21 protein-coding genes are annotated in these 22,728 nt (G+C 67.7%); 11 read left to right on the top strand and 10 right to left on the bottom strand.

Features of this window, described 5'->3' with window-relative positions; translation table 11 throughout:
* Positions 1-26 precede the first annotated feature (26 nt).
* The 10 genes from AC1D2O_RS15005 to nagZ all read left to right on the top strand — a co-directional run bounded on the left by AC1D2O_RS15005 (position 27) and on the right by nagZ (position 10,353).
* Positions 27-1,502 (top strand): DegQ family serine endoprotease, encoded by a 1,476-nt coding sequence (locus AC1D2O_RS15005; protein WP_478090719.1) that lies wholly within the window; start codon positions 27-29, stop codon positions 1,500-1,502.
* A gap of 609 nt (positions 1,503-2,111) precedes the next feature.
* A complete protein-coding gene (lepA, locus tag AC1D2O_RS15000; RefSeq protein WP_478157312.1) occupies positions 2,112-3,923 on the top strand; it encodes a translation elongation factor 4 in 1,812 nt (603 codons plus the stop codon).
* A gap of 141 nt (positions 3,924-4,064) precedes the next feature.
* The gene (lepB, locus tag AC1D2O_RS14995) at positions 4,065-5,036 is read left to right on the top strand and encodes a signal peptidase I (RefSeq protein ID WP_478157310.1); all 972 of its coding nucleotides are present in this window, start codon (positions 4,065-4,067) and stop codon (positions 5,034-5,036) included.
* Between the two features lie 31 nt (positions 5,037-5,067).
* A complete protein-coding gene (locus AC1D2O_RS14990; protein WP_478157308.1) occupies positions 5,068-5,424 on the top strand; it encodes a DUF4845 domain-containing protein in 357 nt (118 codons plus the stop codon).
* Between the two features lie 10 nt (positions 5,425-5,434).
* Positions 5,435-6,133: a ribonuclease III gene (gene rnc / locus AC1D2O_RS14985; protein WP_478090710.1), complete on the top strand. Its 699-nt coding sequence runs from the start codon at positions 5,435-5,437 to the stop codon at positions 6,131-6,133.
* Complete coding sequence (gene era / locus AC1D2O_RS14980) at positions 6,130-7,083, top strand: GTPase Era (RefSeq protein ID WP_478157307.1); 954 nt, start codon at positions 6,130-6,132, stop codon at positions 7,081-7,083. The genes rnc and era overlap by 4 nt, the downstream gene beginning before the upstream one ends.
* Positions 7,084-7,315: 232 nt before the next feature.
* Positions 7,316-8,074, top strand: a complete 759-nt coding sequence (recO, locus tag AC1D2O_RS14975; RefSeq protein ID WP_478092106.1) for a DNA repair protein RecO — start codon at positions 7,316-7,318, stop codon at positions 8,072-8,074.
* Positions 8,075-8,129: 55 nt separating this feature from the next.
* Positions 8,130-8,891: a pyridoxine 5'-phosphate synthase gene (locus AC1D2O_RS14970; protein WP_478092107.1), complete on the top strand. Its 762-nt coding sequence runs from the start codon at positions 8,130-8,132 to the stop codon at positions 8,889-8,891.
* Positions 8,888-9,283 (top strand): holo-ACP synthase, encoded by a 396-nt coding sequence (gene acpS / locus AC1D2O_RS14965; RefSeq protein ID WP_478092108.1) that lies wholly within the window; start codon positions 8,888-8,890, stop codon positions 9,281-9,283. The genes AC1D2O_RS14970 and acpS overlap by 4 nt, the downstream gene beginning before the upstream one ends.
* Positions 9,280-10,353, top strand: coding sequence for a beta-N-acetylhexosaminidase (gene nagZ / locus AC1D2O_RS14960; protein WP_478092110.1), 1,074 nt, complete (start codon positions 9,280-9,282; stop codon positions 10,351-10,353). Before acpS ends, nagZ begins: the two co-directional genes overlap by 4 nt.
* Before the next feature lie 3 nt (positions 10,354-10,356).
* Here nagZ and AC1D2O_RS14955 read toward each other — a convergent pair whose 3' ends face one another.
* The 4 genes from AC1D2O_RS14955 to AC1D2O_RS14940 all read right to left on the bottom strand — a co-directional run bounded on the left by AC1D2O_RS14955 (position 10,357) and on the right by AC1D2O_RS14940 (position 14,476).
* Entirely contained in the window at positions 10,357-10,866 is a 510-nt protein-coding gene (locus AC1D2O_RS14955) for a YgjP-like metallopeptidase domain-containing protein (RefSeq protein WP_478092112.1), read from the bottom strand.
* Positions 10,863-12,152 (bottom strand): Hsp70 family protein, encoded by a 1,290-nt coding sequence (locus tag AC1D2O_RS14950; protein WP_478092116.1) that lies wholly within the window; start codon positions 12,150-12,152, stop codon positions 10,863-10,865. Before AC1D2O_RS14950 ends, AC1D2O_RS14955 begins: the two co-directional genes overlap by 4 nt.
* A complete protein-coding gene (lysS, locus tag AC1D2O_RS14945; protein ID WP_478092114.1) occupies positions 12,146-13,696 on the bottom strand; it encodes a lysine--tRNA ligase in 1,551 nt (516 codons plus the stop codon). The genes AC1D2O_RS14950 and lysS overlap by 7 nt, the downstream gene beginning before the upstream one ends.
* Before the next feature lie 132 nt (positions 13,697-13,828).
* On the bottom strand, positions 13,829-14,476 hold the full coding sequence (locus AC1D2O_RS14940; RefSeq protein ID WP_478157306.1) for an LON peptidase substrate-binding domain-containing protein: 648 nt from the start codon (positions 14,474-14,476) through the stop codon (positions 13,829-13,831).
* A 50-nt stretch (positions 14,477-14,526) separates the two neighbouring features.
* On the opposite strand from AC1D2O_RS14940, the gene AC1D2O_RS14935 reads away from it, so the two are divergent.
* Complete coding sequence (locus AC1D2O_RS14935) at positions 14,527-15,084, top strand: YggT family protein (protein WP_478089106.1); 558 nt, start codon at positions 14,527-14,529, stop codon at positions 15,082-15,084.
* Between the two features lie 131 nt (positions 15,085-15,215).
* On the opposite strand, the gene accD is transcribed toward AC1D2O_RS14935, so the two are convergent.
* From accD to AC1D2O_RS14905, 6 genes are all read right to left on the bottom strand, one after another.
* Positions 15,216-16,088: an acetyl-CoA carboxylase, carboxyltransferase subunit beta gene (gene accD, locus AC1D2O_RS14930; protein WP_478157304.1), complete on the bottom strand. Its 873-nt coding sequence runs from the start codon at positions 16,086-16,088 to the stop codon at positions 15,216-15,218.
* Between the two features lie 107 nt (positions 16,089-16,195).
* Positions 16,196-17,041 (bottom strand): tryptophan synthase subunit alpha, encoded by an 846-nt coding sequence (trpA, locus tag AC1D2O_RS14925; protein WP_478157302.1) that lies wholly within the window; start codon positions 17,039-17,041, stop codon positions 16,196-16,198.
* The gene (gene trpB, locus AC1D2O_RS14920) at positions 17,041-18,315 is read right to left on the bottom strand and encodes a tryptophan synthase subunit beta (RefSeq protein ID WP_478157300.1); all 1,275 of its coding nucleotides are present in this window, start codon (positions 18,313-18,315) and stop codon (positions 17,041-17,043) included. Before trpB ends, trpA begins: the two co-directional genes overlap by 1 nt.
* Positions 18,316-18,369: 54 nt before the next feature.
* On the bottom strand, positions 18,370-19,065 hold the full coding sequence (locus tag AC1D2O_RS14915; protein WP_478089103.1) for a phosphoribosylanthranilate isomerase: 696 nt from the start codon (positions 19,063-19,065) through the stop codon (positions 18,370-18,372).
* Positions 19,062-19,874, bottom strand: a complete 813-nt coding sequence (truA, locus tag AC1D2O_RS14910; protein WP_478089102.1) for a tRNA pseudouridine(38-40) synthase TruA — start codon at positions 19,872-19,874, stop codon at positions 19,062-19,064. The genes AC1D2O_RS14915 and truA overlap by 4 nt, the downstream gene beginning before the upstream one ends.
* Positions 19,875-19,903: 29 nt before the next feature.
* Complete coding sequence (locus AC1D2O_RS14905) at positions 19,904-22,519, bottom strand: FimV/HubP family polar landmark protein (protein ID WP_478157298.1); 2,616 nt, start codon at positions 22,517-22,519, stop codon at positions 19,904-19,906.
* Between the last annotated feature and the right edge of the window lie 209 nt (positions 22,520-22,728).

Here is a 22,728-nt window from a genome sequence, read left to right as displayed (position 1 = left end):
TGTCTCTCCAACGAAAGAAACCGATGATGCTCAAGATCAAGGGGAACACCTTCCGTTCGGCCCTGATGGCCTGCGCGTTCGCGCTCGCTTCGACCACCGCGCTGCTGCCGGCAACGCCTGTGCACGCGCAGGCACGGGCCCTGCCCGATTTCACCGACCTGGTCGACCAGGTCGGCCCGTCGGTGGTCAACATCCGCACCATCGAGAAGGTCGCCCAGGGCGGCGGCAGCGGCGAGCCCGACGAGGAGATGCAGGAGTTCTTCCGGCGCTTCTTCGGCCAGCCGATGCCGGGCATTCCGCGCCAGGGTCCGCGCCCGAACCGGCCGCAGGCGCCCGACGAAGAGCGTCCGCGCGGCGTCGGCTCCGGCTTCATCCTGTCGTCCGACGGCTTCGTGATGACCAATGCGCACGTGGTCGACGGCGCCTCCGAAGTGCTGGTGACTCTGACCGACAAGCGCGAGTTCAAGGCCAGGATCATCGGCGCCGACAAGCGCACCGACGTCGCGGTCGTGAAGATCGACGCCACCGGCCTGCCGGCGGTCAAGGTCGGCGACGTATCGAAGCTGCGCGTGGGCGAGTGGGTGATGGCCATCGGCTCGCCCTTCGGCCTCGAGAACTCCGTCACGGCCGGCATCGTCAGCGCCAAGCAGCGGGACACCGGCGACTACCTGCCATTCATCCAGACCGACGTGGCCATCAATCCCGGCAACTCCGGCGGCCCGTTGATCAACATGCGCGGCGAAGTGGTGGGCATCAACAGCCAGATCTACTCGCGCTCGGGCGGCTTCATGGGCATCTCGTTCTCGATCCCGATCGACGAGGCCAGCCGCGTCGCGGACCAGCTGCGCTCCTCGGGCCGCGTTTCGCGCGGGCGCATCGGCGTGCAGATCGACCAGGTCACCAAGGATGTGGCGGAGTCGATCGGCCTGGGCAAGGCGCAAGGCGCGCTGGTGCGCGGCGTGGAGTCCGGCTCGCCGGGCGAGAAGGCCGGCATCGAACCCGGCGACATCATCACCAAGTTCGACGGCAAGCCGATCGAGAAGCCGAGCGACTTGCCGCGCCTGGTGGGCAACACCAAGCCCGGTACCAAGAGTTCGATCACCGTCTTCCGTCGCGGCAGTTTGCGCGACATCAACGTGACCATCGCGGAGATCGAACCCGACAAGCCGGCGAAGGTCGCGGCCGATCGCAACGAACCTGCGGCGAAGCCCTCGGCTTCGGCTGCCGCCAAATCGATGGGGCTCGCGCTCAGTGATCTCACCGAAGCGCAGAAGAAGGAGCTCAAGCTCAAGGGTGGCGTGCGCATCGATGCCGCCACCGATGCGGCCGCTCGCGCGGGGCTGCGCGAAGGCGATGTGGTGCTGGCGGTGAGCAATGTAGAGGTTGCGAATCTCAAGGAATTCGACGCCGCACTCGCCAAGGCCGACAAGAGCAAGCCGGTCAGTCTGCTGTTCCGCCGGGGCGATTGGGCCCAGTACGCGCTGCTCCGGCCGGCTCGCTGATCGGGCCAGGCCGGTGCCGGGCCGCTCCCAAGCCGGCCTGCGGCCCCCTCGGGGGGGCAGCGACCCACATGAAGTGGGGGAGCGTGGGGGCCATTCAGGCGTCAAGTGGCCCCACCCCGCAGTCGGGTTTGGGGCCATTTTTTGGCCGCTGTCGCGCGTCAACCGCACCGTCCAAGAAATTTTTTTGACAGTTCGCGTGATCGATTTTGGTTGGCGATCACTAACTTAAAAGGCCTCTAACGATGAATTTCGGTAGAATAGAGCTCCTCCGGACCCCACTCGTCGCATAAGCGATCCGAGGTGCTTCACGATGCGAGATACCCGCTGCCCGTCCACCGGCGCTCCACAGTTCGCCCACAAGTTGTTAAGCGATTGCTCCACCGATCCTGTTGATAAGTTGTTCATAAGTCGCATGTTGCTGACCTGCAACGACCCCTCCCGGGCTTTGGCCCGGCTGTACGCGCCCCCCTTTTTGCCTACAATGAAGTCCCAACTACTGCAGTTGCCATTGCTTGTTGGTTCAGGGCGCGTCTCTTGGGGACGCGCCCTTTTTTCTTGCCTGTCGCCTTCTGCGCACGAGCCAATTCAAGTACTTAAGCGTTCCCGTTGATGAATCACATCAGAAATTTTTCGATCATTGCGCACATCGATCACGGCAAGTCGACGCTTGCCGATCGCTTGATTCAACGCTGTGGCGGTCTCGCCGAGCGCGAGATGGAAGCGCAGGTTCTCGACTCGATGGACATCGAGAAAGAGCGTGGGATAACCATCAAGGCACAGACCGCCGCGCTGCACTACAAGGCCAAGGATGGGCAGGTCTACAACCTCAATCTGATCGACACGCCGGGCCACGTCGACTTCTCGTATGAAGTGAGTCGATCGCTGTCGGCATGCGAAGGTGCATTGCTCGTCGTCGATGCGAGCCAGGGTGTCGAAGCGCAGACGGTGGCCAACTGCTACACCGCGCTCGACCTCGGCGTCGAGGTGGTGCCGGTGCTCAACAAGATGGATCTGCCGAACGCGGACCCCGACAACGCGCGCACCGAGATCGAAGACGTGATCGGCATCGACGCGACCGATGCGATCCCGTGCTCCGCGAAGACGGGCATGGGCATCGAGGAAATTCTCGAGGCCGTGGTCGCCAGGATGCCGGCGCCGCGCGGCAACCCCGACGGTCCGCTGCGCGCGATGATCGTCGACAGCTGGTTCGATCCCTACGTCGGCGTCGTGATGCTGGTGCGCGTCGTCGACGGCCGGCTGGTCAAGGGCGAGCGCATCAAGATGATGGCGTCGGGTGCGATGTACAACGCCGACAACATCGGCGTGTTCACCCCGGCCAACGAGCCGCGCGCCTCGCTCGAGGCCGGCGAGGTGGGCTACATCATCGCGGGCATCAAGGAGTTGCAGGCCGCGAAGGTCGGCGACACCGTGACGCTGATCAAGCCCGGCACCGGCGGCGCCGCGGCCACCGCGACCGAGGCGCTCCCCGGCTTCAAGGAGATCCAGCCGCAGGTGTTCGCCGGGCTCTATCCGACCGAAGCGAGCGAGTACGACTCGCTGCGCGACGCGCTCGAGAAGCTGAAGCTCAACGACTCCTCGCTGCGCTACGAACCCGAAGTGAGCCAGGCGCTGGGCTTCGGCTTTCGCTGCGGCTTCCTCGGCCTGCTGCACATGGAGATCGTGCAGGAGCGGCTGGAGCGAGAGTTCGACCAGGACCTCATCACGACCGCGCCCAGCGTGGTCTACCAGGTGGTCAAGAACGACGGCGAAGTGATGATGGTGGAGAACCCGTCGAAGATGCCCGACGTCGGCAAGATGGCCGAGATCCGCGAGCCGATCGTCACCGTGCATCTCTACATGCCGCAGGAATACGTCGGCGCCGTGATGACGCTGGCCAACCAGAAGCGCGGCGTCCAGCTCAACATGGCCTACCACGGCCGCCAGGTGATGCTGACCTACGAGATGCCGCTCGGCGAGATCGTGCTCGACTTCTTCGACAAGCTGAAGTCGGTCAGCCGCGGCTACGCCTCGATGGATTACGAGTTCAAGGAATACCGGGCCTCGGATGTCGTCAAGGTCGACATCCTGCTCAACGGCGAGAAGGTCGACGCGCTGTCGATCATCGTCCACCGCAGCCAGAGCCAGTACCGCGGCCGGGCCGTGGTGTCGAAGATGCGCGAGATCATCTCGCGCCAGATGTTCGACGTCGCGATCCAGGCGGCCATCGGGGCCAACATCATTGCGCGTGAGACAATCAAGGCGCTGCGCAAGAACGTGCTCGCCAAGTGCTACGGCGGCGACATCACCCGCAAGAAGAAGCTGCTCGAGAAGCAGAAGGCGGGCAAGAAAAGAATGAAGCAGATCGGCTCGGTCGAGGTCCCGCAAGAGGCCTTCCTTGCCATCCTGCAGGTAGAGGACTGATGGACCACCCCCGAAGCGGCTGCGGCGCCGCCCCCTCCAGGGGACGATACCTGCGGCCCGAAGCCGGTTCCGCGGTATCCCCGGCCCCTGACTGCGACGGATTCGTGGGCCATGGGTCGCGCAGCACACAAGAAAACTAAGATGGCATTTCTCACTTCCCTGATTCTCGCGGCCTTCGTCGGCTACATCGGCGCCTGGTATTTCGGCGTGGTCGAAGGCAACTTCGCACTGCTGCTGTTCCTGGCGACCGTGGTCACCGGCCTCTTCTGGCTGGCGGAGCGCTTCTATTTCCTGCCGAAGCGCGCCCGCGCCGCCGAGGCGCTCGACGCCTCGCTGGCCCAGCGGCGCGAGGAGCTGGCGCGCCAGGGCATCACGCAGGTCGACACGGTCGACACCAAGGCCCGCGAACGCCTGATCATGCAGCCGTGGTGGCTGGACTGGACCGCCGGGCTGTTCCCGGTGATCCTCGCGGTGTTCCTGCTGCGCTCGTTCCTGTTCGAGCCGTTCAAGATCCCGTCGGGCTCGATGATGCCGACACTGCTCACGGGCGACCTGATCCTGGTGAACAAGTTCGTCTACGGGCTCAGGCTGCCGGTGAGCAACACCAAGATCACGGATGGCCGCCCGCCGGCGCGCGGCGACGTCATGGTGTTTCGTTATCCGCCCAAACCGAGCATGGACTACATCAAGCGCGTGGTCGGCGTGCCGGGCGACGAGGTCGCCTACCTGAACAAGAAGCTCACGGTCAACGGCGAGCCGGTCCCCAAGGTGTCGATTCCCGACTACTTCGATGAGGAGACGATGCGCTACCTCAAGCAGTACACCGAGGATCTGGGCGGCAAGGAGCATCGCCTGCTCAACGACGACACGCGCCGCGCAGGGCTTTCCGAGGTCGAGATCATGCAGTTCCCGAACCAGGAAAATTGTCGTTACAGTGTCGAGGGCGTGGTGTGCAAGGTGCCCGAGGGACACTATTTCATGATGGGCGACAACCGCGACAACTCGCTCGATTCGCGCTACTGGGGCTTTGTTCCGGACCAGAACATCGTCGGCAAGGCCTTCCTGGTGTGGATGAACTTCGGCAACCTCAAGCGCATCGGCACATTCCAATAAGCATCCGGATTTTCATCGAGGGGAAGAGGGCATGAGAGCAAGGCAGACAAGACATCAACAGCGCGGAATCTCTTTCATCGGGCTGCTGTTCGTCGCCATCGTGCTGGCCTGTGCCGGCGTGGTTCTGGCGCAGGTGATCCCGACCCTGATCGAGTATCAGGCGATCACCAAGGCAGCCAACAAGGCCAAGGAAGGCACGACGGTGCCCGAAGTGCGGGCCATCTTCGACCGCGCCCAGGCCATCGACGACTTCAAGTCGGTCAGCGGCAAGGACCTGGATGTCAAGAAGGACGGCGACAAGGTGGTCGTGTCTTTCGCCTACGACCGCGAGATCCACCTGTTCGGCCCCGCCTACCTCGTGCTCAAGTACCAGGGCCAGTCCCGTTGACGTTCTCCCTGTGACCGACGGCGGCCTCGTTGCGCTGCAGGGGCGCCTCCAGCACACATTCGCGGATGCGCGGCTGCTGCAGCTCGCGCTGACGCATCGCAGTTTTTCAGCCGACCACAACGAGCGGCTGGAGTTTCTCGGCGATTCGGTGCTGAACCTGGCGGTCTCGCACCTCCTGTATGTGCGTCTGGCGACGCTGCCCGAGGGCGACCTGTCGCGGGTGCGGGCCAACCTCGTCAAGCAGGACACCCTGCATCAGCTGGCGCTCAAGCTGGCGCTGTCGCCTTTGCTGCGCCTGGGCGAGGGCGAGGCGCGTTCGGGCGGCCAGAATCGGCCCTCGATCCTGGCCGATGCGCTGGAGGCGGTGATCGGCGCGGTCTACCTCGATGCCGGCTATGGCGCGGCCCAGGCGCTGGTGCACCGGCTCTACGAATCGGTCGCGATCAGCCCGCGCATGGACGCGGCCTCCAAGGACCCGAAGACCGAATTGCAGGAATGGCTGCAGGGTCACAAAATGAAGCTGCCCGCCTACCGCGTCGTCGGAACGCTGGGAGCGGCACACAAGCAAACTTTCGATGTCGAGTGCGAGGTGCCCGACCTGGGCCTGCGCGAACGCGGCATCGGCGGCTCGCGCCGCGCCGGTGAGCAGGCCGCCGCGGCGGCCATGTTGATCCGGCTCAAGGCGCGCGGCGCGAAGGCAACCCCATGAACGAAGCGAACGAATCCATCCTCCCCCCGCCCGATGACGGGGCGGGAGGCCCCCGGCGCTGCGGCCTGGTGGCCATCGTCGGCAAGCCCAATGTGGGCAAGTCGACGCTGCTCAATGCCCTGGTCGGGCAGAAGATCAGCATCACCTCGCGCAAGGCGCAGACCACGCGGCACCGCATCACCGGCATGCGCACGCTGGGCGCGACCCAGTTCGTCTTCGTCGACACGCCGGGCTTCCAGACCCTGCACGCCAATGCGCTGAACAAGTCGCTCAACAAGACCGTGCAGGGCGCGGTGGGCGATGTCGACCTGATCCTTTTCGTGGTCGAGGCCGGCAGTTTCACGCCGGCCGACGAGCGCGTGCTCAGGCTGCTCGGCAAGGGCATCCCGACCGTGCTGCTGGCCAACAAGCTCGACAACGTGCACCGTCGCGGCGACATCGCCCCCTGGCTGCAAACCATGCAGCAGAAGCACGAGTTCGCCGAATTCGTGCCGATGTCGGCCAAGAATGCGAAGGATGTCGAGCGCCTGTTCGGCATCTGCGAGAAGTACCTGCCCGAACAGGACTGGTTCTACGCCGAGGACGAACTCACCGACCGCAGCGAGAAGTTCCTGGCCGGGGAGCTGGTGCGCGAGAAGCTCTTCCGCCTGACCGGCGATGAACTGCCCTACACCTCGACCGTCGTGATCGACAAGTTCGAGGAGGAGCCGCCCCAGAAGAAAGGCCAGAAGCGGCTGCTGCGCATCGCCGCCACGATCGTGGTCGAGCGCGACGGCCACAAGGCGATGGTCATCGGCGACAAGGGCGAGCGCATCAAGCGCATCGGCACCGAGACCCGGCAGGAGCTCGAGAAGCTCATGGACGCCAAGGTGTTCATCGAGCTGTGGGTCAAGGTGCGCTCGGGCTGGGCCGACGACGAGGCCAGGGTCCGCTCCTTTGGATATGAGTAAGCTCGCCCCCCAGCCTCGCTCACTTCGTGTAGCTCAGACACCAGGCGGCCGCCAGAGGCGGCTGCTCTTCGGGCACGTCCAAGCCTGCGCAGGCAGGCTTGGAGCCGCGGCCCTCAGCCCCTGCCCGGGGGCAATCCCAGCGGCCCGGCAAAGCCGGTTCCGCGGGATTCCTGGCCTCGGTCGCGCCGGTCGCCGGCGCTGCGAGCCTTGCAAGAGCAGGGCGGCCCGTTGAATGGCCGTTCGTCGGGTCACCCATGAGCCGGCTTATGTGCTCCACCGCTACGACTGGAGCGAGTCGAGCCTGATCCTCGAGGTGTTCACGCGCCACCATGGGCGCATCGCGCTGGTGGCGAAGGGAGCCAAGCGGCCCAGTTCCAACTTCCGCCCGGTGCTGCTGCCGTTGCAGCCGCTGCAACTGAACTTCAGCGGAGAAGCCGAGATCCGGACGCTCAAGGGGGCCGAATGGATGGGCGGGCACGTGATGCCGACCGGCGAGGCGCTGCTCTCGGGCTACTACGTCAACGAACTGCTGCTGCGCCTGCTGGCCCGCGACGATCCGCACGAGGCGGTGTTCGACGCCTACGCGGCCGTGGTGCAGGTGCTGGCGGGCCACCATGCGGGGGCGCAGGCGGCGACACAGTCGGCGGCGCTTCGGGCCTTCGAACTGCTGCTGCTGCGCGAGGTCGGGCTGCTGCCCTCGCTCGATGTCGAGACCCTGACCCAGGCGCCGCTGGAGCCGGCCGGCCGCTATGCGCTGGTGCCCGAGGCCGGGCTGCGGCAGGCCGCCGACGACGAAGCCGCGCTGGCGGGCGCCGACTGGCTCGCGCTGCAGGCCGCGCTCGACGATCGCGCGCCCTTTGCGGCGACCCTGCGCGTGTGCGCCGGCCGCGACGGCGCATTGCGCACCCAATCGCGGGTGCTCCTCAACTACCATTGCGGCGTTGCAACGCTGCGTACGCGGCAGATGATGCGGGACCTGCAAGCCTTATGAGCCGCCGGGCCGTTCCCAAGGCGAATCCCGAAGCGCTGCTGCGCGGAGGGTTTCTATGAGCACTACTAGCACTATGTCTACAGCCCTGTCGGTCAATCTCAACAAGGTCGCGCTGGTGCGCAACACGCGCCAGCTCGGCATCCCCAGCGTGCTGTTCGCTGCCGCAACGTGCCTGGACGCCGGTGCGCACGGCATCACGGTGCACCCGCGGCCCGACGAGCGCCACATCCGGCCGCAGGACGTGCGTGACCTGTCGGGGCTGCTGCACAGGGACTGGCCGGAGGCCGAGTTCAATATCGAGGGCAACCCCTTCCACAACCTGATGGAGTTCGTGCGCGAACTGCGTCCGCACCAGGCCACCTTCGTGCCCGACAGCGAGACCCAATCCACCAGCGACCACGGCTGGAGCTTTCCGGAGGACGCCGAACGCTTGAGGCCGCTGATCGCCGAGGCCCGGGCGCTGGGCGTGCGCGTGAGCCTCTTCATGGACCCGGCGCCGGAGATGATGGCGGCCGTCAAGGCGGTCGGCGCCGATCGCGTGGAGCTCTACACCGAGGGCTATGCAGCTTCGCGCGACACCTCCAAGGCGGGCCCCGTGTTGCAGCTCTACGCGGAAGCGGCGCGCGCCGCGCAGGCGGCCGGGCTCGAAGTCAATGCCGGGCACGACCTGAGCCGCGACAACCTGAGCGATTTCCTGAGGGCGGTGCCGGGCGTGCGCGAGGTGTCGATCGGCCATGCCTTCGTTTCCGATGCCCTGGAGCTCGGCTATTCCGCAGCCACGCGCGAATACCTGCGCCGCATCGAAGAAGCCCGGTGATCTACGGCATCGGCACCGACATCTGCGACATCCGTCGCGTCGCCGCCACCTTCGAGCGCCAGGGCGAGCGCTTTGCGCAAAAGGTGTTGAGCGATGCCGAGTTCGCGATCTGGCAGGCCCGCAGCGCGCGCTGGCCCAAGCGCGGCCTGCGCTACCTGGCCACCCGCTTCTCGGCCAAGGAGGCCTTCAGCAAGGCGATCGGCACGGGCATGCGGATGCCGATGAGCTGGCGGCTGTGCGAGATCGCGAACGAAAAGAGCGGCAAGCCCGTGATCGTCCTGCACGGCGGCCTGAAGGAATGGTTCGAGGCCCAGGGCCTGCGCGCCCATGTGACCGTGACCGACGAAACCGACTATGCGGCGAGCTTCGTCGTGGTCGAACGCAACGAATGACTGACAACAACTCGCACGCCCCGTTGATCATCGATGTCGCGGGGGCCGAACTGAATGCCGCCGATCGCCGCCGGCTGGCCGATCCGCTGGTGGGGGGCGTGATCCATTTCACGCGCAACTGGCAGGATCGGCGACAGATGACGGCGCTGAACGCCGAGATCAAGGCGCTCAGGCCCGACATCCTGATCTGCGTGGACCACGAAGGCGGCCGCGTGCAGCGCTTCAGGACCGACGGCTTCACGCGGCTGCCGTCCATGCGCGCGCTGGGCGAGTGGTGGATGACCGATGCCCTGCGCGCCACCCAGGCGGCGGTCGCCTGTGGCCACGTGCTGGCCAGCGAGCTGCGCGCCTGCGGCATCGACTTCAGCTTCGCCCCGGTGCTCGACCTGGACTACGGCGAAAGCAGCGTGATCGGCGACCGCAGCTTTCACCGCGACCCGCGCGTGGTCGCGCTGCTGGCGCGCAGCGTGATGCACGGCCTGCTGCAGGCCGGCATGGCCAACTGCGGCAAGCATTTCCCGGGACACGGCTTCGTCAAGGCCGATTCGCATGTGGCGATTCCCATGGACCGGCGCAGCCTCAAGGCCATCCTGGCGGACGACGCGCGGCCCTACGACTGGCTCACGGGCACGCTCGCCGCCGTGATGCCGGCGCACGTGATCTACCCGAAGGTCGATGTCCGTCCGGCCGGCTTCTCGTCGAAATGGCTGCGGCAGATCCTGCGCGGCAAGCTCGGTTTCGACGGTGCAGTGTTCAGCGACGACCTCAGCATGGAGGCCGCGCGCCGTATCGACGGCCGGTTGTTGAGCTACACCGATGCGGCCCTCGCCGCGCTGGATGCGGGCTGCGATCTCGCGCTGCTGTGCAACCAGAGCATCGGCGAAGGAGCCGCGCTCGACGAGCTGCTCGATGGTTTCGCCGAAGCGCGGCGCGGCGGGCGCTGGAAGCCGGAATCGGCCAGCGAAACGCGCCGGCGCAGCCTCCTGCCGCGCGGGGCTCCGCTCGACTGGACGGCGCTCAGGGCGTCGTCCGCCTACCGGCAAGCGCTGGGTATGCTGCCGCGCGCGTAGTCTTCAGGCCGATGGCGTCCACAGCCGGCCGCCGCCGCCGTCCAGATGCGTCAGGTACAGCCGCAGGTCGAACTCGAACTGGTGGTAGTCCGGCTCCATGTGGGCGCACAGCTTGTAGAAAGCCTTGTCGTGCTCGCGCTCCTTCATGTGCGCCAGTTCGTGCACGACGATCATGCGCAGCCACTCGATCGGCACTTCCTTGAACAGGCTCGCCACGCGGATCTCGCGCTTGGCCTTCAGTTTGCCGCCCTGCACGCGCGAAACGGTCGTGTGGGTGCCGAGCGCGTTCCGGATCACGTGCAGCTTGTTGTCGAAGGCCACCTTGGACAGCGGCTCGGCGTTGCGCAGGAACTCGCTCTTGAGGTCGATCACGTAGTCGTACAGCGCGCGGTCGGTCCGAATCGCGTGCATGGCGCCGTAGCGCTTCAGCAGCCAGTCGCCGAGCCGGCCCTCGGCGACCATCTGTTCGACCTGCGCGCGCAGTGCCGCGGGGTACGCGGCGAGGTACTTCATGCGGGCTGCGGCGTCCGCGTGCCCGCGGCGGTGGCAGCGGAGTAGGCCAGACCGGCAGCCACGCCGCCGAAAAGGTCGCCTTCGATGAGATCGATGCCCGGGAAGGCGCGGCGCAGTGCGCTCTGGAAAGGGCGCAGCGCCGACGAACCGCCCGTCAGGTAGATGGCGTCGAGGTCGCCGGCCTCGAGGCCGGCGCGCCGGACGCAATCGCCGGCGCAGGCCACCACGCTGTCGAGCAGTGCTGCCAGGTGCCGTTCCATGTCGCCGGCCGTCAGCGCGGCCGCCAGGCCCGGTTCGGCGCAGGAGAGGTCGATCGCCACCTCGTCGTGGGTCATCGAACTGCGGATCTTCGCCGCCTCGACCTCGCTGGCCACGCGGTGGCCCTCGCGATTGACGAGCACGCGGATGAGGCGATCGTGCAGCCGCGTGTCGAGGTAGCTGCTGCGCAGCTCCTGCACCTGGCGGATCGACTTCGGCGTCTGCAGCCAGTTGATCAGGTGCCAGGTCGAGAGGTCGAAGAAGGGCCGGCTCGGCACTTCGCGGCCCTGGGGGCCGTGGTGGCGGAAGCCCAGGTGCGGCATCGCGCAGGCCAGGCTCAGGCGCTGGTCGTAGTCGGTGCCGCCGATGTGGACGCCGGTCGTGGCCAGCACGTCGCCGGCGCGATCGGGGTCCTGCATGCGTTCGGGGCCGAGCCGCACGACCGTGAAGTCGGAGGTGCCGCCGCCGATGTCGACGATCAGCACCAGCGATTCACGCGTCACGCGGCGCTCGAAGTCGAAGGCGGCCGCGATCGGCTCGTACTGGAACGTGACCTCGCCGAGCCCGGCGTTCTCCGCAGCGCGGCGCAGGGTGGCTTCGGCCAGGGCATCGCGCTTGTCGTCTTCGTCGTCGAAGCGGATCGGCCGGCCGACCACGACCCGGCCGGGTTGGGCGCCGAGCTGGGCGCGTGCGCGGGTGCCGAGTTCCGACAGGAACAGCGTGATGATGTCCTCGAAGCTGACCAGCTGGTTGTCGATCTCGGTCGGCTCCTGCATCAGCGCGCTGCCCAGGATGCTCTTGAGCGAGCGCATCAGCCGGCCCTCGGTGCCCGCCAGGTAGAGCGCCATCGCCTCGCGGCCGAAATGCGTGCTGCGGTCCTCGGAATTGAAGAAGATCGCGGTCGGGATCGCGGTGGCCGAGCCCTCCAGCAGCAGCGGGCGTGCAAGGCCGTCTTCCGCCACGAAGGCGGCTGCGGAATTCGACGTTCCGAAGTCGATCCCGATCGCAGGTGCGCGCTTGCTCAAGATTCGCGACGCAAGGCCGGGAACAGGATCACGTCGCGGATGCTCGGCGAATCGGTCAGCAGCATCATCAGGCGGTCGATGCCGATGCCGCAGCCGCCGGTGGGCGGCATGCCGTATTCGAGCGCGCGCACGAAGTCGTGGTCGTAGAACATGGCTTCGTCGTCACCGCTGTCCTTGGCCGCGACCTGCGCGTTGAAGCGTGCGGCCTGGTCCTCGGCATCGTTGAGCTCGCTGAAGCCATTGCCGAACTCGCGGCCCGTGATGTAGAGCTCGAAGCGCTCGGTCACTTCGGGGCGCTCGTCGTTGGCGCGCGCCAGCGGTGAGATCTCGGTCGGGTGCTCCATGATGAAGGTCGGCTGCCAGAGCTTCTCTTCCACCGTTTCCTCGAAATACATGACCTGCAGGCTCGCCAGGCTGCGTTGCGAGAGCTTGTCCTTCTCTTCGCTGAGGCCGATCTTGCGCAGCGCGTTGACGAGCCAGGCGGCGTCGTCGACGCTGGCGCCGGCTTCCGTGTGCTTGACGATCGCCTCGCGGATCGTGAGCCGCTCGAAGGGCTGGGCGAGGTCGACGGCCTGGCCCTGGTAGCTCAGCTGCTGGCTGCCCACCGCCTTGTCGGCGATGGTGCGGATCAGCGTCTCGGTGAAGTCCATCAGGTCGCGGTAGTTCCAGTAGGCCGCGTAGAACTCCATCATCGTGAACTCCGGGTTGTGCCGGACCGAGATGCCTTCGTTGCGGTAGCTGCGGTTGATCTCGAACACGCGCTCGAAGCCGCCGACGATCAGCCGCTTGAGATAGAGCTCGGGCGCGATGCGCAGGAACATCTCCTGGTCGAGCGCGTTGTGATGCGTCTTGAACGGCTTGGCATTGGCGCCGCCCGGGATCGGATGCAGCATCGGCGTCTCGACCTCGAGGAAGTCGTTGGCCACCATGAATTCGCGCAGCGCGCTCACCGCGCGGCTGCGCGCCATGAAGCGATCGCGCGCCGCGGCGTCGGTGATCAGGTCGACGTAGCGCTGGCGGTACTTCTGCTCCTGGTCGGCCATGCCGTGGAACTTGTCGGGCAGCGGGCGCAGGCTCTTGGTCAGCAGGCGCAGCTTGCTCACCTTGACCGACAGTTCGCCGGTCTTGGTCTTGAAGGCCGTGCCTTCGGCGCCGACGATGTCGCCGAGGTCCCAGTGCTTGAACTCGGCATACGCCTCTTCGCCGACCCCGTCGCGCGTCACATAGAGCTGGATTCGGCCGGTGGCGTCCTGCAGGGTCGCGAAGCTGGCCTTGCCCATCACCCGCTTGAGCATCATGCGGCCGGCCACGCTGACCGGGACCGGCGTGGCGTCCAGCACTTCGGCCGCGGTCTCGCCATGGGCCGCGAGCAGGGTGGCCGCGCGGTCGGCGGGCTTGAAGTCGTTCGGGAATGCGACCCCCTTGCCGTCGGCCTGCGCCGCGCGCAGGGCTTTGAGCTTCTCGCGCCGTTCGGCGATCAGCTGGTTGTCGTCGGTGGCGGCGGCCGCGGCGGGCACGGGAACGGAAGGAGTCGGGTGGTCGGACATGGGCACTGGGGAGCGGGGGGAAGGAGGGCGTGCGAAAGCACGCAACCCGCCATTTTAACCGCCCTCGGCTCCTGAAGGACCATCGCCCGACACGCGCCTGGACTGCCTTCGATGCTATCGAATTGGTAGCGGTTAGGTCGCGATGCCGGCCCGTGCGAGCAGATCGCTGACCAGTTCGAGGCGCATCAGCGGGCTGTCGAGCGCCATCAGGCGCTGCCTGAGTTCGGTCTGCATGGGCAACAGTTCGCACCAGCGGTTGGCGACCCAGCCGCAGTCCTCGAAGCGATAGGGCTGCGCGATCGGCAAGCGGACGCCGGCATCGCCGGCCAGGTGCCGGCGTTCTTCGAGCGCCTGCACCAGCCGGCGCAGCGCTTCGGCCGTCTGCACCAGATCGTCGGGGATCGCCAGCGCCAGATCGTCGGCCAGGGCCTCGACCTCGGCGGTCCAGAGACCGTGGCTCTGCAGCTCGCTGGAGCGGACGCTGAAGCGCTGCGTGCCGATGCACTCGATCTGCAGCAGTCCGGCCTGGGGCGCATCGAATTCGCGGATCACCGCCAGCGTGCCGACGGCGGCGAAGCGCTCGGCTTCGGCGCCGGCGCGGCGGACCTCGCTGCCCTGCGTCAGGCTCACCACGCCGAAAGGCGATCCGTTCCGGTGGCAGCGGCCGATCATGTCGAGGTAGCGGACCTCGAAGATGCGCAGCGGCAGCAGGCCGCCCGGGAAGAGCACGGTGCCGAGCGGGAACAAGGGGAGGGAGCGCAGAAGGGGGCGTGTCGTCATCGATGAACCTTTGCGTGGCTATCATCGCATTCCGTTCACGACCACGCGCCATGTTCTATCAGATCCCCTCGTTCCTGCTCGACGTGATCGTCGGCCTCCTGGGCGGCGCTTGCCTGCTGCGTCTCTACATGCAATTCCACCGTGTGCCTTTCGGCAATCCGCTGGGGCGCTTCGTGTTCGCGGTGAGCGACTGGATCGTCCTGCCGCTGCGCCGCATCGTGCCCTCGGTCAAGCGCTGGGACCTCGCGAGCCTGGTGGCCGCCTGGCTGCTGGTGCTGGCCAAGTTCCTGCTCCTGTGGCTGTTGATGGGCGGCGTCGGGCGCTGGGCCGTGCTGCCGCTCGTGTCGCTGGTCGGACTGCTGCAACTCGCCGTGTCGGGGCTCACCGCGCTGCTGATCGTCCACGCGGTGCTGTCCTGGGTGCCGAATGCCTCCTCGATGCTGCACGACCTGATCGCGCGGCTGGCCGAACCGCTGGTGCGGCCACTGCGCCGCTTCATTCCGCCGATCGGCGGCGTCGACCTGTCGGTGCTGGCCGCGATCGTGCTGCTGCAGGTGGTGGCGATCGTGCTCGGCAACCTGATGCAAGCCGCCTTCACTCTAGGTTGACCGCGCGCGGCCGGCGCAGCCAGGCCCGTTCGTGAAACACCGCGGATCTGGCTTTGCCAGTCCGCTGGTGTTGCCCCCGGTAGGGGGTGGGCGCCCCGACACGAAGTGCGGGGCAACCTGGGGGCGAGCTACTAAACCACCGCGTCGGCGGGTTGGCGCAGCAGCATGGCCAGGGTGTTGGCCACGGTCTTGCGCAGTTCGCGCCGGTCGCAGATGAAGTCGATCGCGCCCTTGGTCTGCAGGAACTCGGCGCGCTGGAAGCCCTCGGGCAGGGTCACGCGCACGGTCGATTCGATCACGCGCGGGCCGGCGAAGCCGATCAGCGCCTTGGGCTCGGCGATCACCACGTCGCCGACGAAGGCGAAGCCGGCACTCACACCGCCCATGGTCGGATCGGTCAGCACGCTGATGTAGGGCAGGCCCTTCTTCGCGAGGCGCGTCAGCGAGGCGTTGGTCTTGGCCATCTGCATCAGCGACAGCAGGCCTTCCTGCATCCGCGCGCCGCCGGTGGCGGTGAAGCAGATGAAAGGCACCTTCTGCTCGATCGCGGTCTCGACGCCGCGCACGAAGCGCTCGCCGACCACGCTGCCCATGCTGCCGCCCATGAAGTCGAACTCGAAGCAGGCGACCACCACGTTGATGCTGTGCACCGAGCCGCCGATCACGACCAGGGCGTCGGTTTCGCCGGTGTTCTCCAGCGCTTCCTTAAGACGTTCGGGGTACTTGCGGCTGTCCTTGAACTTCAGGGCGTCGACCGGCAACACCTCCTGGCCCACCTCGTAGCGGCCTTCGGGGTCGAGGAAAGCGTCGAGCCGCGCCCGGGCGCCGATGCGGTGATGATGGCCGCAGCTCGGGCAGACGTTCTGGTTGTGCTCGAGGTCGGTCTTGTAGAGCACGGTGTCGCAGCTCGGGCACTTGATCCAGAGGCCTTCGGGCATCTGGCGCCGTTCGCTCGGGTCGGTCGGCGTGATCTTGGGGGGAAGCAGTTTTTCAAGCCAGCTCATGATTTCACCGCCGGGCCGCCCCAAGGTGAAATGCGCCCCCTTGGAGGGCAGCGAAGACACGAAGTGCGCAGCATGGGGGCCATAGTTTGTCCTTGTGTGGGCATGGATTATCCGCCAGCCGCGTTCCGGGGCGTGGCGGCGGGCAGGGCGTCGAGCGCCTGGCGGATCTCGGCCAGGAATTCGCGCACCAGCGGCACCACGGCGTCCCGGGGCTGGCCCTCGATCAACTGGATGATGCGGGTGCCGATCACGACCGCGTCGGCGGCGGCGCCGACCGCCTGCGCGGTGCGGGCGTCGCGGATGCCGAAGCCGACGCCGACCGGCACGCTCACATGCTTGCGGATGCGCGGGATCATGCGCCCGACCGCCTCGGTATCGAGGTGGCCGGCGCCGGTCACGCCCTTGAGCGAGACGTAGTAGACGTAGCCGGTGGCGATCCGTCCGACCTGGGCCATGCGCGCGTCGGTGCTGGTCGGGGCCAGCAGGAAGATCAGGTCGATGTTCTTCGCCTTCAGGGCCGCGGCGAATTCCTCGCATTCCTCGGGCGGATAGTCCACCACCAGCAGACCGTCGACGCCGGCCGCGGCCGCGTCGCGGATGAAGGCGCCCTTGCCGTGCACGCCGTCGTAGCGCTCCACCGGGTTGGCATAGCCCATCAGCACCACCGGCGTACGGTCGTCCTGGCGCCGGAAGTCGGCCACCATGGCGAGCACCTGCTTCATGCCCACGCCGAGCGCCAGCGCGGCCTCGCCGGCGCGCTGGATCACGGGGCCGTCGGCCATCGGGTCGGAGAACGGCACGCCGAGCTCGATCACGTCGGCGCCGGCCTCGACCATGCCGTGCATCAGCGCGGGCGTGATGTCGGCGAACGGGAAACCGGCGGTGACGTAGGGGACCAGGGCCCGGCGGCCGTCCTTTTGCAGGGCTTCGAAAGCGGCGGCAATTCGGCTCATCACTTGCCTCCCTTCACGCTCAGGCCGCGCATCGACGGCCGGTCGTAGAAATCGACGCCCGAGAGGTCGGCCACCGTGCCGATGTCCTTGTCGCCGCGGCCCGAGAGGTTGACCAGGATCGACTGGTCCGGGCGCATCGTCCTGGCGAGCTTCATGGCATAGGCGAAGGCATGGCTCGACTCCAGCGCCGGGATGATGCCTTCGGTCCGGCACAGGTAGTGGAAGGCTTCCAGCGCTTCGGCATCGGTGATGCCCACGTACTCGGCGCGGCCGATGTCGGCCAGGTAGGCGTGCTCGGGGCCGACGCCGGGGTAGTCCAGGCCGGCGCTGATGCTGTGGGTCTCGGTGACCTGGCCGTCTTCGTTCTGCAGCAGGTAGGTGCGGTTGCCGTGCAGGACGCCGGGGCTGCCGCGCAGGATCGAGGCCGAATGCTTGCCGCTGTCCAGGCCTTCGCCTGCGGCTTCGACGCCGATCAGGCGCGTGCGCTCGAACGGAATGTACGGATGGAAGATCCCCATCGCGTTGCTGCCGCCGCCCACGCAGGCGACCACGACGTCGGGCTGCCGGCCCCCGGCTTCGCCCGTGATGCCCTGCGCGGCCAGCATGGCCGGCATCTGCTCGATGCATTCGGTGCCGATCACGCTCTGGAAGTCGCGCACCATGGTCGGGTAGGGATGCGGGCCGGCCACCGTGCCGATGATGTAGAAGGTGTTCTCGACGTTCGTGACCCAGTCGCGCATGGCCTCGTTGAGCGCATCCTTCAGTGTCTTGCTGCCCGACTCGACCGGCACCACGGTCGCGCCCAGCAGGTTCATGCGGTACACGTTGGGGCTCTGGCGCTGCACGTCCTGGCTGCCCATGTAGACCACGCATTCGAGCCCGTAGCGGGCGCAGATGGTGGCGGTGGCCACGCCATGCTGGCCGGCGCCGGTCTCGGCGATCACCCGCGGCTTGCCCATGCGCTTGGCGAGCATGGCCTGGCCGATGGTGTTGTTGACCTTGTGGGCGCCGGTGTGGTTCAGGTCCTCGCGCTTGAGGTAGATCTGGGCCCCGCCCATCTCGCGGCTGGTGCGCGCCGCATGGTAGATCGGCGAGGGCCGGCCCACGAAATGGGCCAGTTCGTAGTGGAATTCGGCCAGGAATTCCGGGTCGTCCTTGTACCGGGCGTAGGCGTCGCGCAGTTCGCTGATCGCGTGGGTCAGCGTCTCGCTGGCGAAAGTGCCGCCGTAGATGCCGAAGTGGCCGCTGGCGTCGGGTTGCTGGTAGGTGTCCATGGTCTCGATCGTTGGGCTGGCCGGCACCCGGAGAGATCGAGGCGGCGCGGCGAGCTAGGGAACTGGGGAGAAGGCATCGGCCGCACGCACGGCGGCCACGAATGCGTGAATCTTCGCGGCGTCCTTGAGGCCCTTTGCGGCCTCGACGCCCGAACTCACGTCAACGGACAGCGACTTGGCTGCCGTCCGCAGCTGACGAATGCCATCGCCCACGTTTGCAGGTGCGAGCCCACCACTCAAGACGAGGTGAGCGTCGACGGCGGGTGGAAGAAGTGACCAATCGAATGCCTTGCCGCCACCGCCATAGGCTTCGACATGGGCGTCGAGCAGGATGGCGTGGGCGCGGGAGTAATCGGACGCGTATTTTACGAGGTCGAAGGAAGCCCCGGCGGCGCCGAGCGGAATGCGGGCCGCGCGCATGAACCGGTGGGCACCGCGACCGCTGGCCTGCCAGCATTGCTCCGGCGTTTCGTCGCCGTGGAACTGGGCCATGGCGCCGGCCACCCGCGACAGCGCGTCCAGGGTCGCCGCCTCCGATTCGTTGACGAACAACAGCACCGGCGTCACGAACGGCGGCAGCCGCGCGGCCAGCACGGCCGCCCGCTCGACGCTCACCGCCCGCGGGCTGGCGGCAAAGAGCACGAAGCCGACCGCGTCCGCACCGGCCTCGACCGCGGCGTCCACGTCGGCTTCACGCGTCAGTCCGCAGATCTTGATGCGGGTGCGGGCCAGGGAAGCTTGGGCGGTCATGGCGGACCATCATACGCAGTGCCGCCGGCCTGCAGCGTCGCCTCGGCCGGCAGGCCCCAGCCGGCGTCGTACAACGGCCCGAGAAAGTAGAGCCCGCTGGGCGAGAAGGTGGGCGCCGCAACCACGCGGCTGCGCGCGGCCAGCACCTCGGCCATCCATTCGGGCGGCGAGTCGCCGCGGCCGATCCGTACCAGGCAGCCCATGAGGTTGCGGATCATGTGGTGCAGGAAGGCGTCGGCCTCGAATTCGAAATGCCAGCGACAGCGCTCGCCTTCGCCGTGGCGCGTGATCTCGATGCGGCGCAGGTCCTTGACCGGCGAGCGGGCCTGGCAGGCCGAGGCCCGGAAGGAACTGAAATCGTGCCGGCCTACCAGTACCGCGGCCGCGGCCCGCATCGCATTCCCGTCGAGCGCGTGCATGGACCAGCCGACGCGTCCGGCGTCCAGGCTCGGGCGCACCGGCGACTGCGACAGCACGTACAGGTAGCGCCGGGTCAGGGCGCTGGCGCGGCAGTGGAAGGAGTCGGGCACCGGCTGTGCCCATTGCAGCGCGATGTCCGGGGGCAGGTAGCGATTGGTGCCGCGGACCCAGGAGAAGGGGGTGCGCTCGACCGACGTGTCGAAATGCACCACTTGCATCAGGCCGTGGACGCCGGTGTCGGTGCGGCCGGCGCAGAGCGTGGAAATCGGCTGCGCGGCGAACTGGGCCAGCGCCGCCTCCAGCTTGTCCTGCACAGTGCGGCCCGAAAGCTGGCTCTGCCAGCCTTCGTACGCCTGTCCGTTGTAGCGGATGCCGAGAGCCAGCCTCACAGGGGAATCGGCGGCGGCCGCAAGGCCGCTCAGCGCAACTGGCCGAGCAGTTGCTTGGCCTCGGCCTTGACGTCGCCGGCGCTCTCGGCGGCCACTTCCTCGACCAGCGAGCGGGCGCCTTCGACGTCGCCCAGCGCCTTGAGTTCGCGCGCCAGGGAGAGCTTGATCGCGTGGGGGTTCTCGCCGCTGTCGTCGATCGGCTCGAGGCGGCCGCGCTCGGTGTCGGATGGATTGCGGCCCGATAGGCCGGCCAGGGAGCTCATGTCGAATTCGATGAAGCCGGAGTCCGCCGGCAGGCCGGCGCGCAGGGGCGCGGGCTGGGTGCGCTCTTCGTCCGGTTGCGACGGCGCGCGGGTGAGCGACTCGAGGGCGCCGGGCGCGGTGTCGAAGTCATTCTCGAGATCGAGGCGCGCGACCGGCTTGGCCGAGTGGCTGCCGTTGAGCGGTGCGGCGACGGTGCTCGGCAGCGCGCTGTCGGCCGGCTTGAAGGCCTTCGGCGTCGGGATCGGCGGCAACGTGGCAGTGATCGTGGTCTGAGGCGTTTCTTTCGGTGGGTGGCTCAGCTCGAGGTCGAAGTCCAGCGGTGCCACCGAAGGCATGAAGGCCGGCGGCGGGGCTTCGACCACCGGAGCAGGCACCGGCGCCAGCGGCACGGGCGCGCTGGCGGCTGCGAGCGTACCGGCGAAGGCGGCCGCCTCGGCGGCGGACACACCGCCACGGCTGCCGGTCTCGTAGAGCGGATTGCCCGGATCGAGGTCCTTGCCGAGTTCCACCACGCGGTTCCACTCGCTGCCGGTACCGCCGGTCAGCTTGTGGACGTCGGCGGCGAGGGCCTCGTAGGCGCGCAGGTCGCGGCGCTTGGCGTGGATCTCGAGCAGTTTGAGGTGAATCGCGGAGCGTTCCGGGTTGACCCGCAAGGCCTCGCGCAGGATTTCCTCGGCTTGCAGGTCGCGGCCGTAGGCCAGGTAGACGTCGGCTTCGGCCACCGGATCGACGTCGCCCGCGTCCATCTGGCTGGTCGAATAGGACAGCGACGACACCACCGAATTGCCCCGATTCTTGGTGTCCACCGACTCGCCGCCGCTGGCGCCGAAGAAGGAGTCCTTGGGGATCCGGCTTTCGATGAACACGCTGTCGCCGGCGTCGCGGCGCTTGCGGCCGAGCACGCGGTAGAGCAGCAAGCCGATCAGCAGCGCGATCAGCGCCGCCGCACCGGCCATCAGCGGGTTGTCGAGCAGTTCGGCGAAGAAGCTGGGTTGCTCGGGCGGTGGCGGGGGGGGCGCCTTGGCGACCGGCTTGGGCGCAGCCGCGGGAGGGGTGGCAGCGGGCGCGGCCGCTGCGGTATCGGCCGGCTTGGGGCTGCTGGCGTCGGTGGCGGCTGCAACCGATGGAGCGGACGCAGCCGCCGCGGGCGCAACCACGGCCGGCGGCGTCGCGGCGGCGGGCGTGCCTGCTGCGGCCGAAGCTGCTGCTGCAGCAACTGGCGCTGCAACTGCCGCTGCAACTGGCGCAGCGGCAGGTGCGGGGCTGGCGGCTGCGGCCGAGGCAGCGGCCGACGCCGGACTGGCTGCCGCTGGCGTCGTGCCGCTGGCGGCCTGGATCTTGTTCAGCTCGGAGATGTTCTTCGACAGCTCGGCGACCCGGGCGTTGCTGGCCTGCGCCTGGCGCGCCTGTGCAATCTGCTCTTCGGTCGGCCGGCCCGGGGCGATGCCCTGGGAGATCTTGAGCTTGTCGCTGGCGGCATTGGCCGCGTTGCGGTCCTCGACATTGGCCTGCAGCTTGCCCGAGGCCTGGCGGTCGGCATCGGCGACCCGCGATGTCGGCGCGTTGTCGGCGAGGCGACGCCGGTACTCGCCGAAATCCTGGCTCTGCGCGGTCACCGTGCGGCGCGCCTCGCCTGGCGGGACGGCTTCGGCCTGGGGCGTACCGGGCATCTCCAGCACTGCGCCGGCCTTGATCCGGTTCACGTTGCCGCCGATGAAGGCGTTGGGGTTGGCGCGCAGCAGGGCCACGAGCATCTGGTCGAGCGAGACCTCGGCCGGCTTGTAGGCGGCCGCGATCTTGCCGGCGGTATCGCCGGCCTGGACTTTCACGTGTTCGCCGGCGCCGGTGCGCACCGTGCCGCTTTCCGCCGGGGCGGGCGGCGCTGCAGGCGCCGCAGCGACGGCGCGCTCGCGGCGGCTCGGAGGCGCCGCCTGCACGACGGTCGGGGCGACGCGTTGCGGTGGCGGCGCGCTGATCTGCGGAGCGATCGGAGCCACCGGGGCGGCAGCCTGGCGGCTGGCCGGCGGGTCGAGCAGGACCGTGTAGTCGCGCACGATGCGCCCGGTGTTCCAGTTGGCTTCGAGCAACAGGTCGACGAAAGGCTCGCTGAGCAGCCGATTGCTGGTGAGGCGAATGACGTAGCGGCCATCGGGACGCTTCTGGACGCCGGCCCGGACATCCGACAGCGCCGCGTTGTAGGGAACCCCGGCGGCGCGGAAAGCCTCGGAGGAGGCGATGTTGACCTTCAGTCCACCGGCTTCGGCCGGCGTGATCTCGGTGACTTCGATTTCTGCGCGCAGCGGTTCGCCCAGCGCCGACTGAACATTCAACCGTCCCAGCGTCAACGCGCTGGCGTCGACCGCCAATGCGCCCAATGCCAAGCCGACCGCAGCGCTGAGGAGGGTGAGCTGGCCACGACCGGCGTTCGTCGTACTCGGAGGAAGGGCCGAAAGGCGGGCCGCAGGCAACGGTTGTCGTGTCATGCTGGTAGGGGGCAGCTCGGCCCAAATGTGTAAGGGGACGTTAACATCAAGACCTTGCACTGACAAGGCGACAAGGCTTATCTACCCAGTGCGTGCAAACTTCGTCA

The organism is Variovorax sp. P1_G12 (assembly GCF_056405555.1).
Note: the sequence above shows the minus strand (reverse complement) of the source record. Positions and strands in the feature narration are given on the sequence as shown.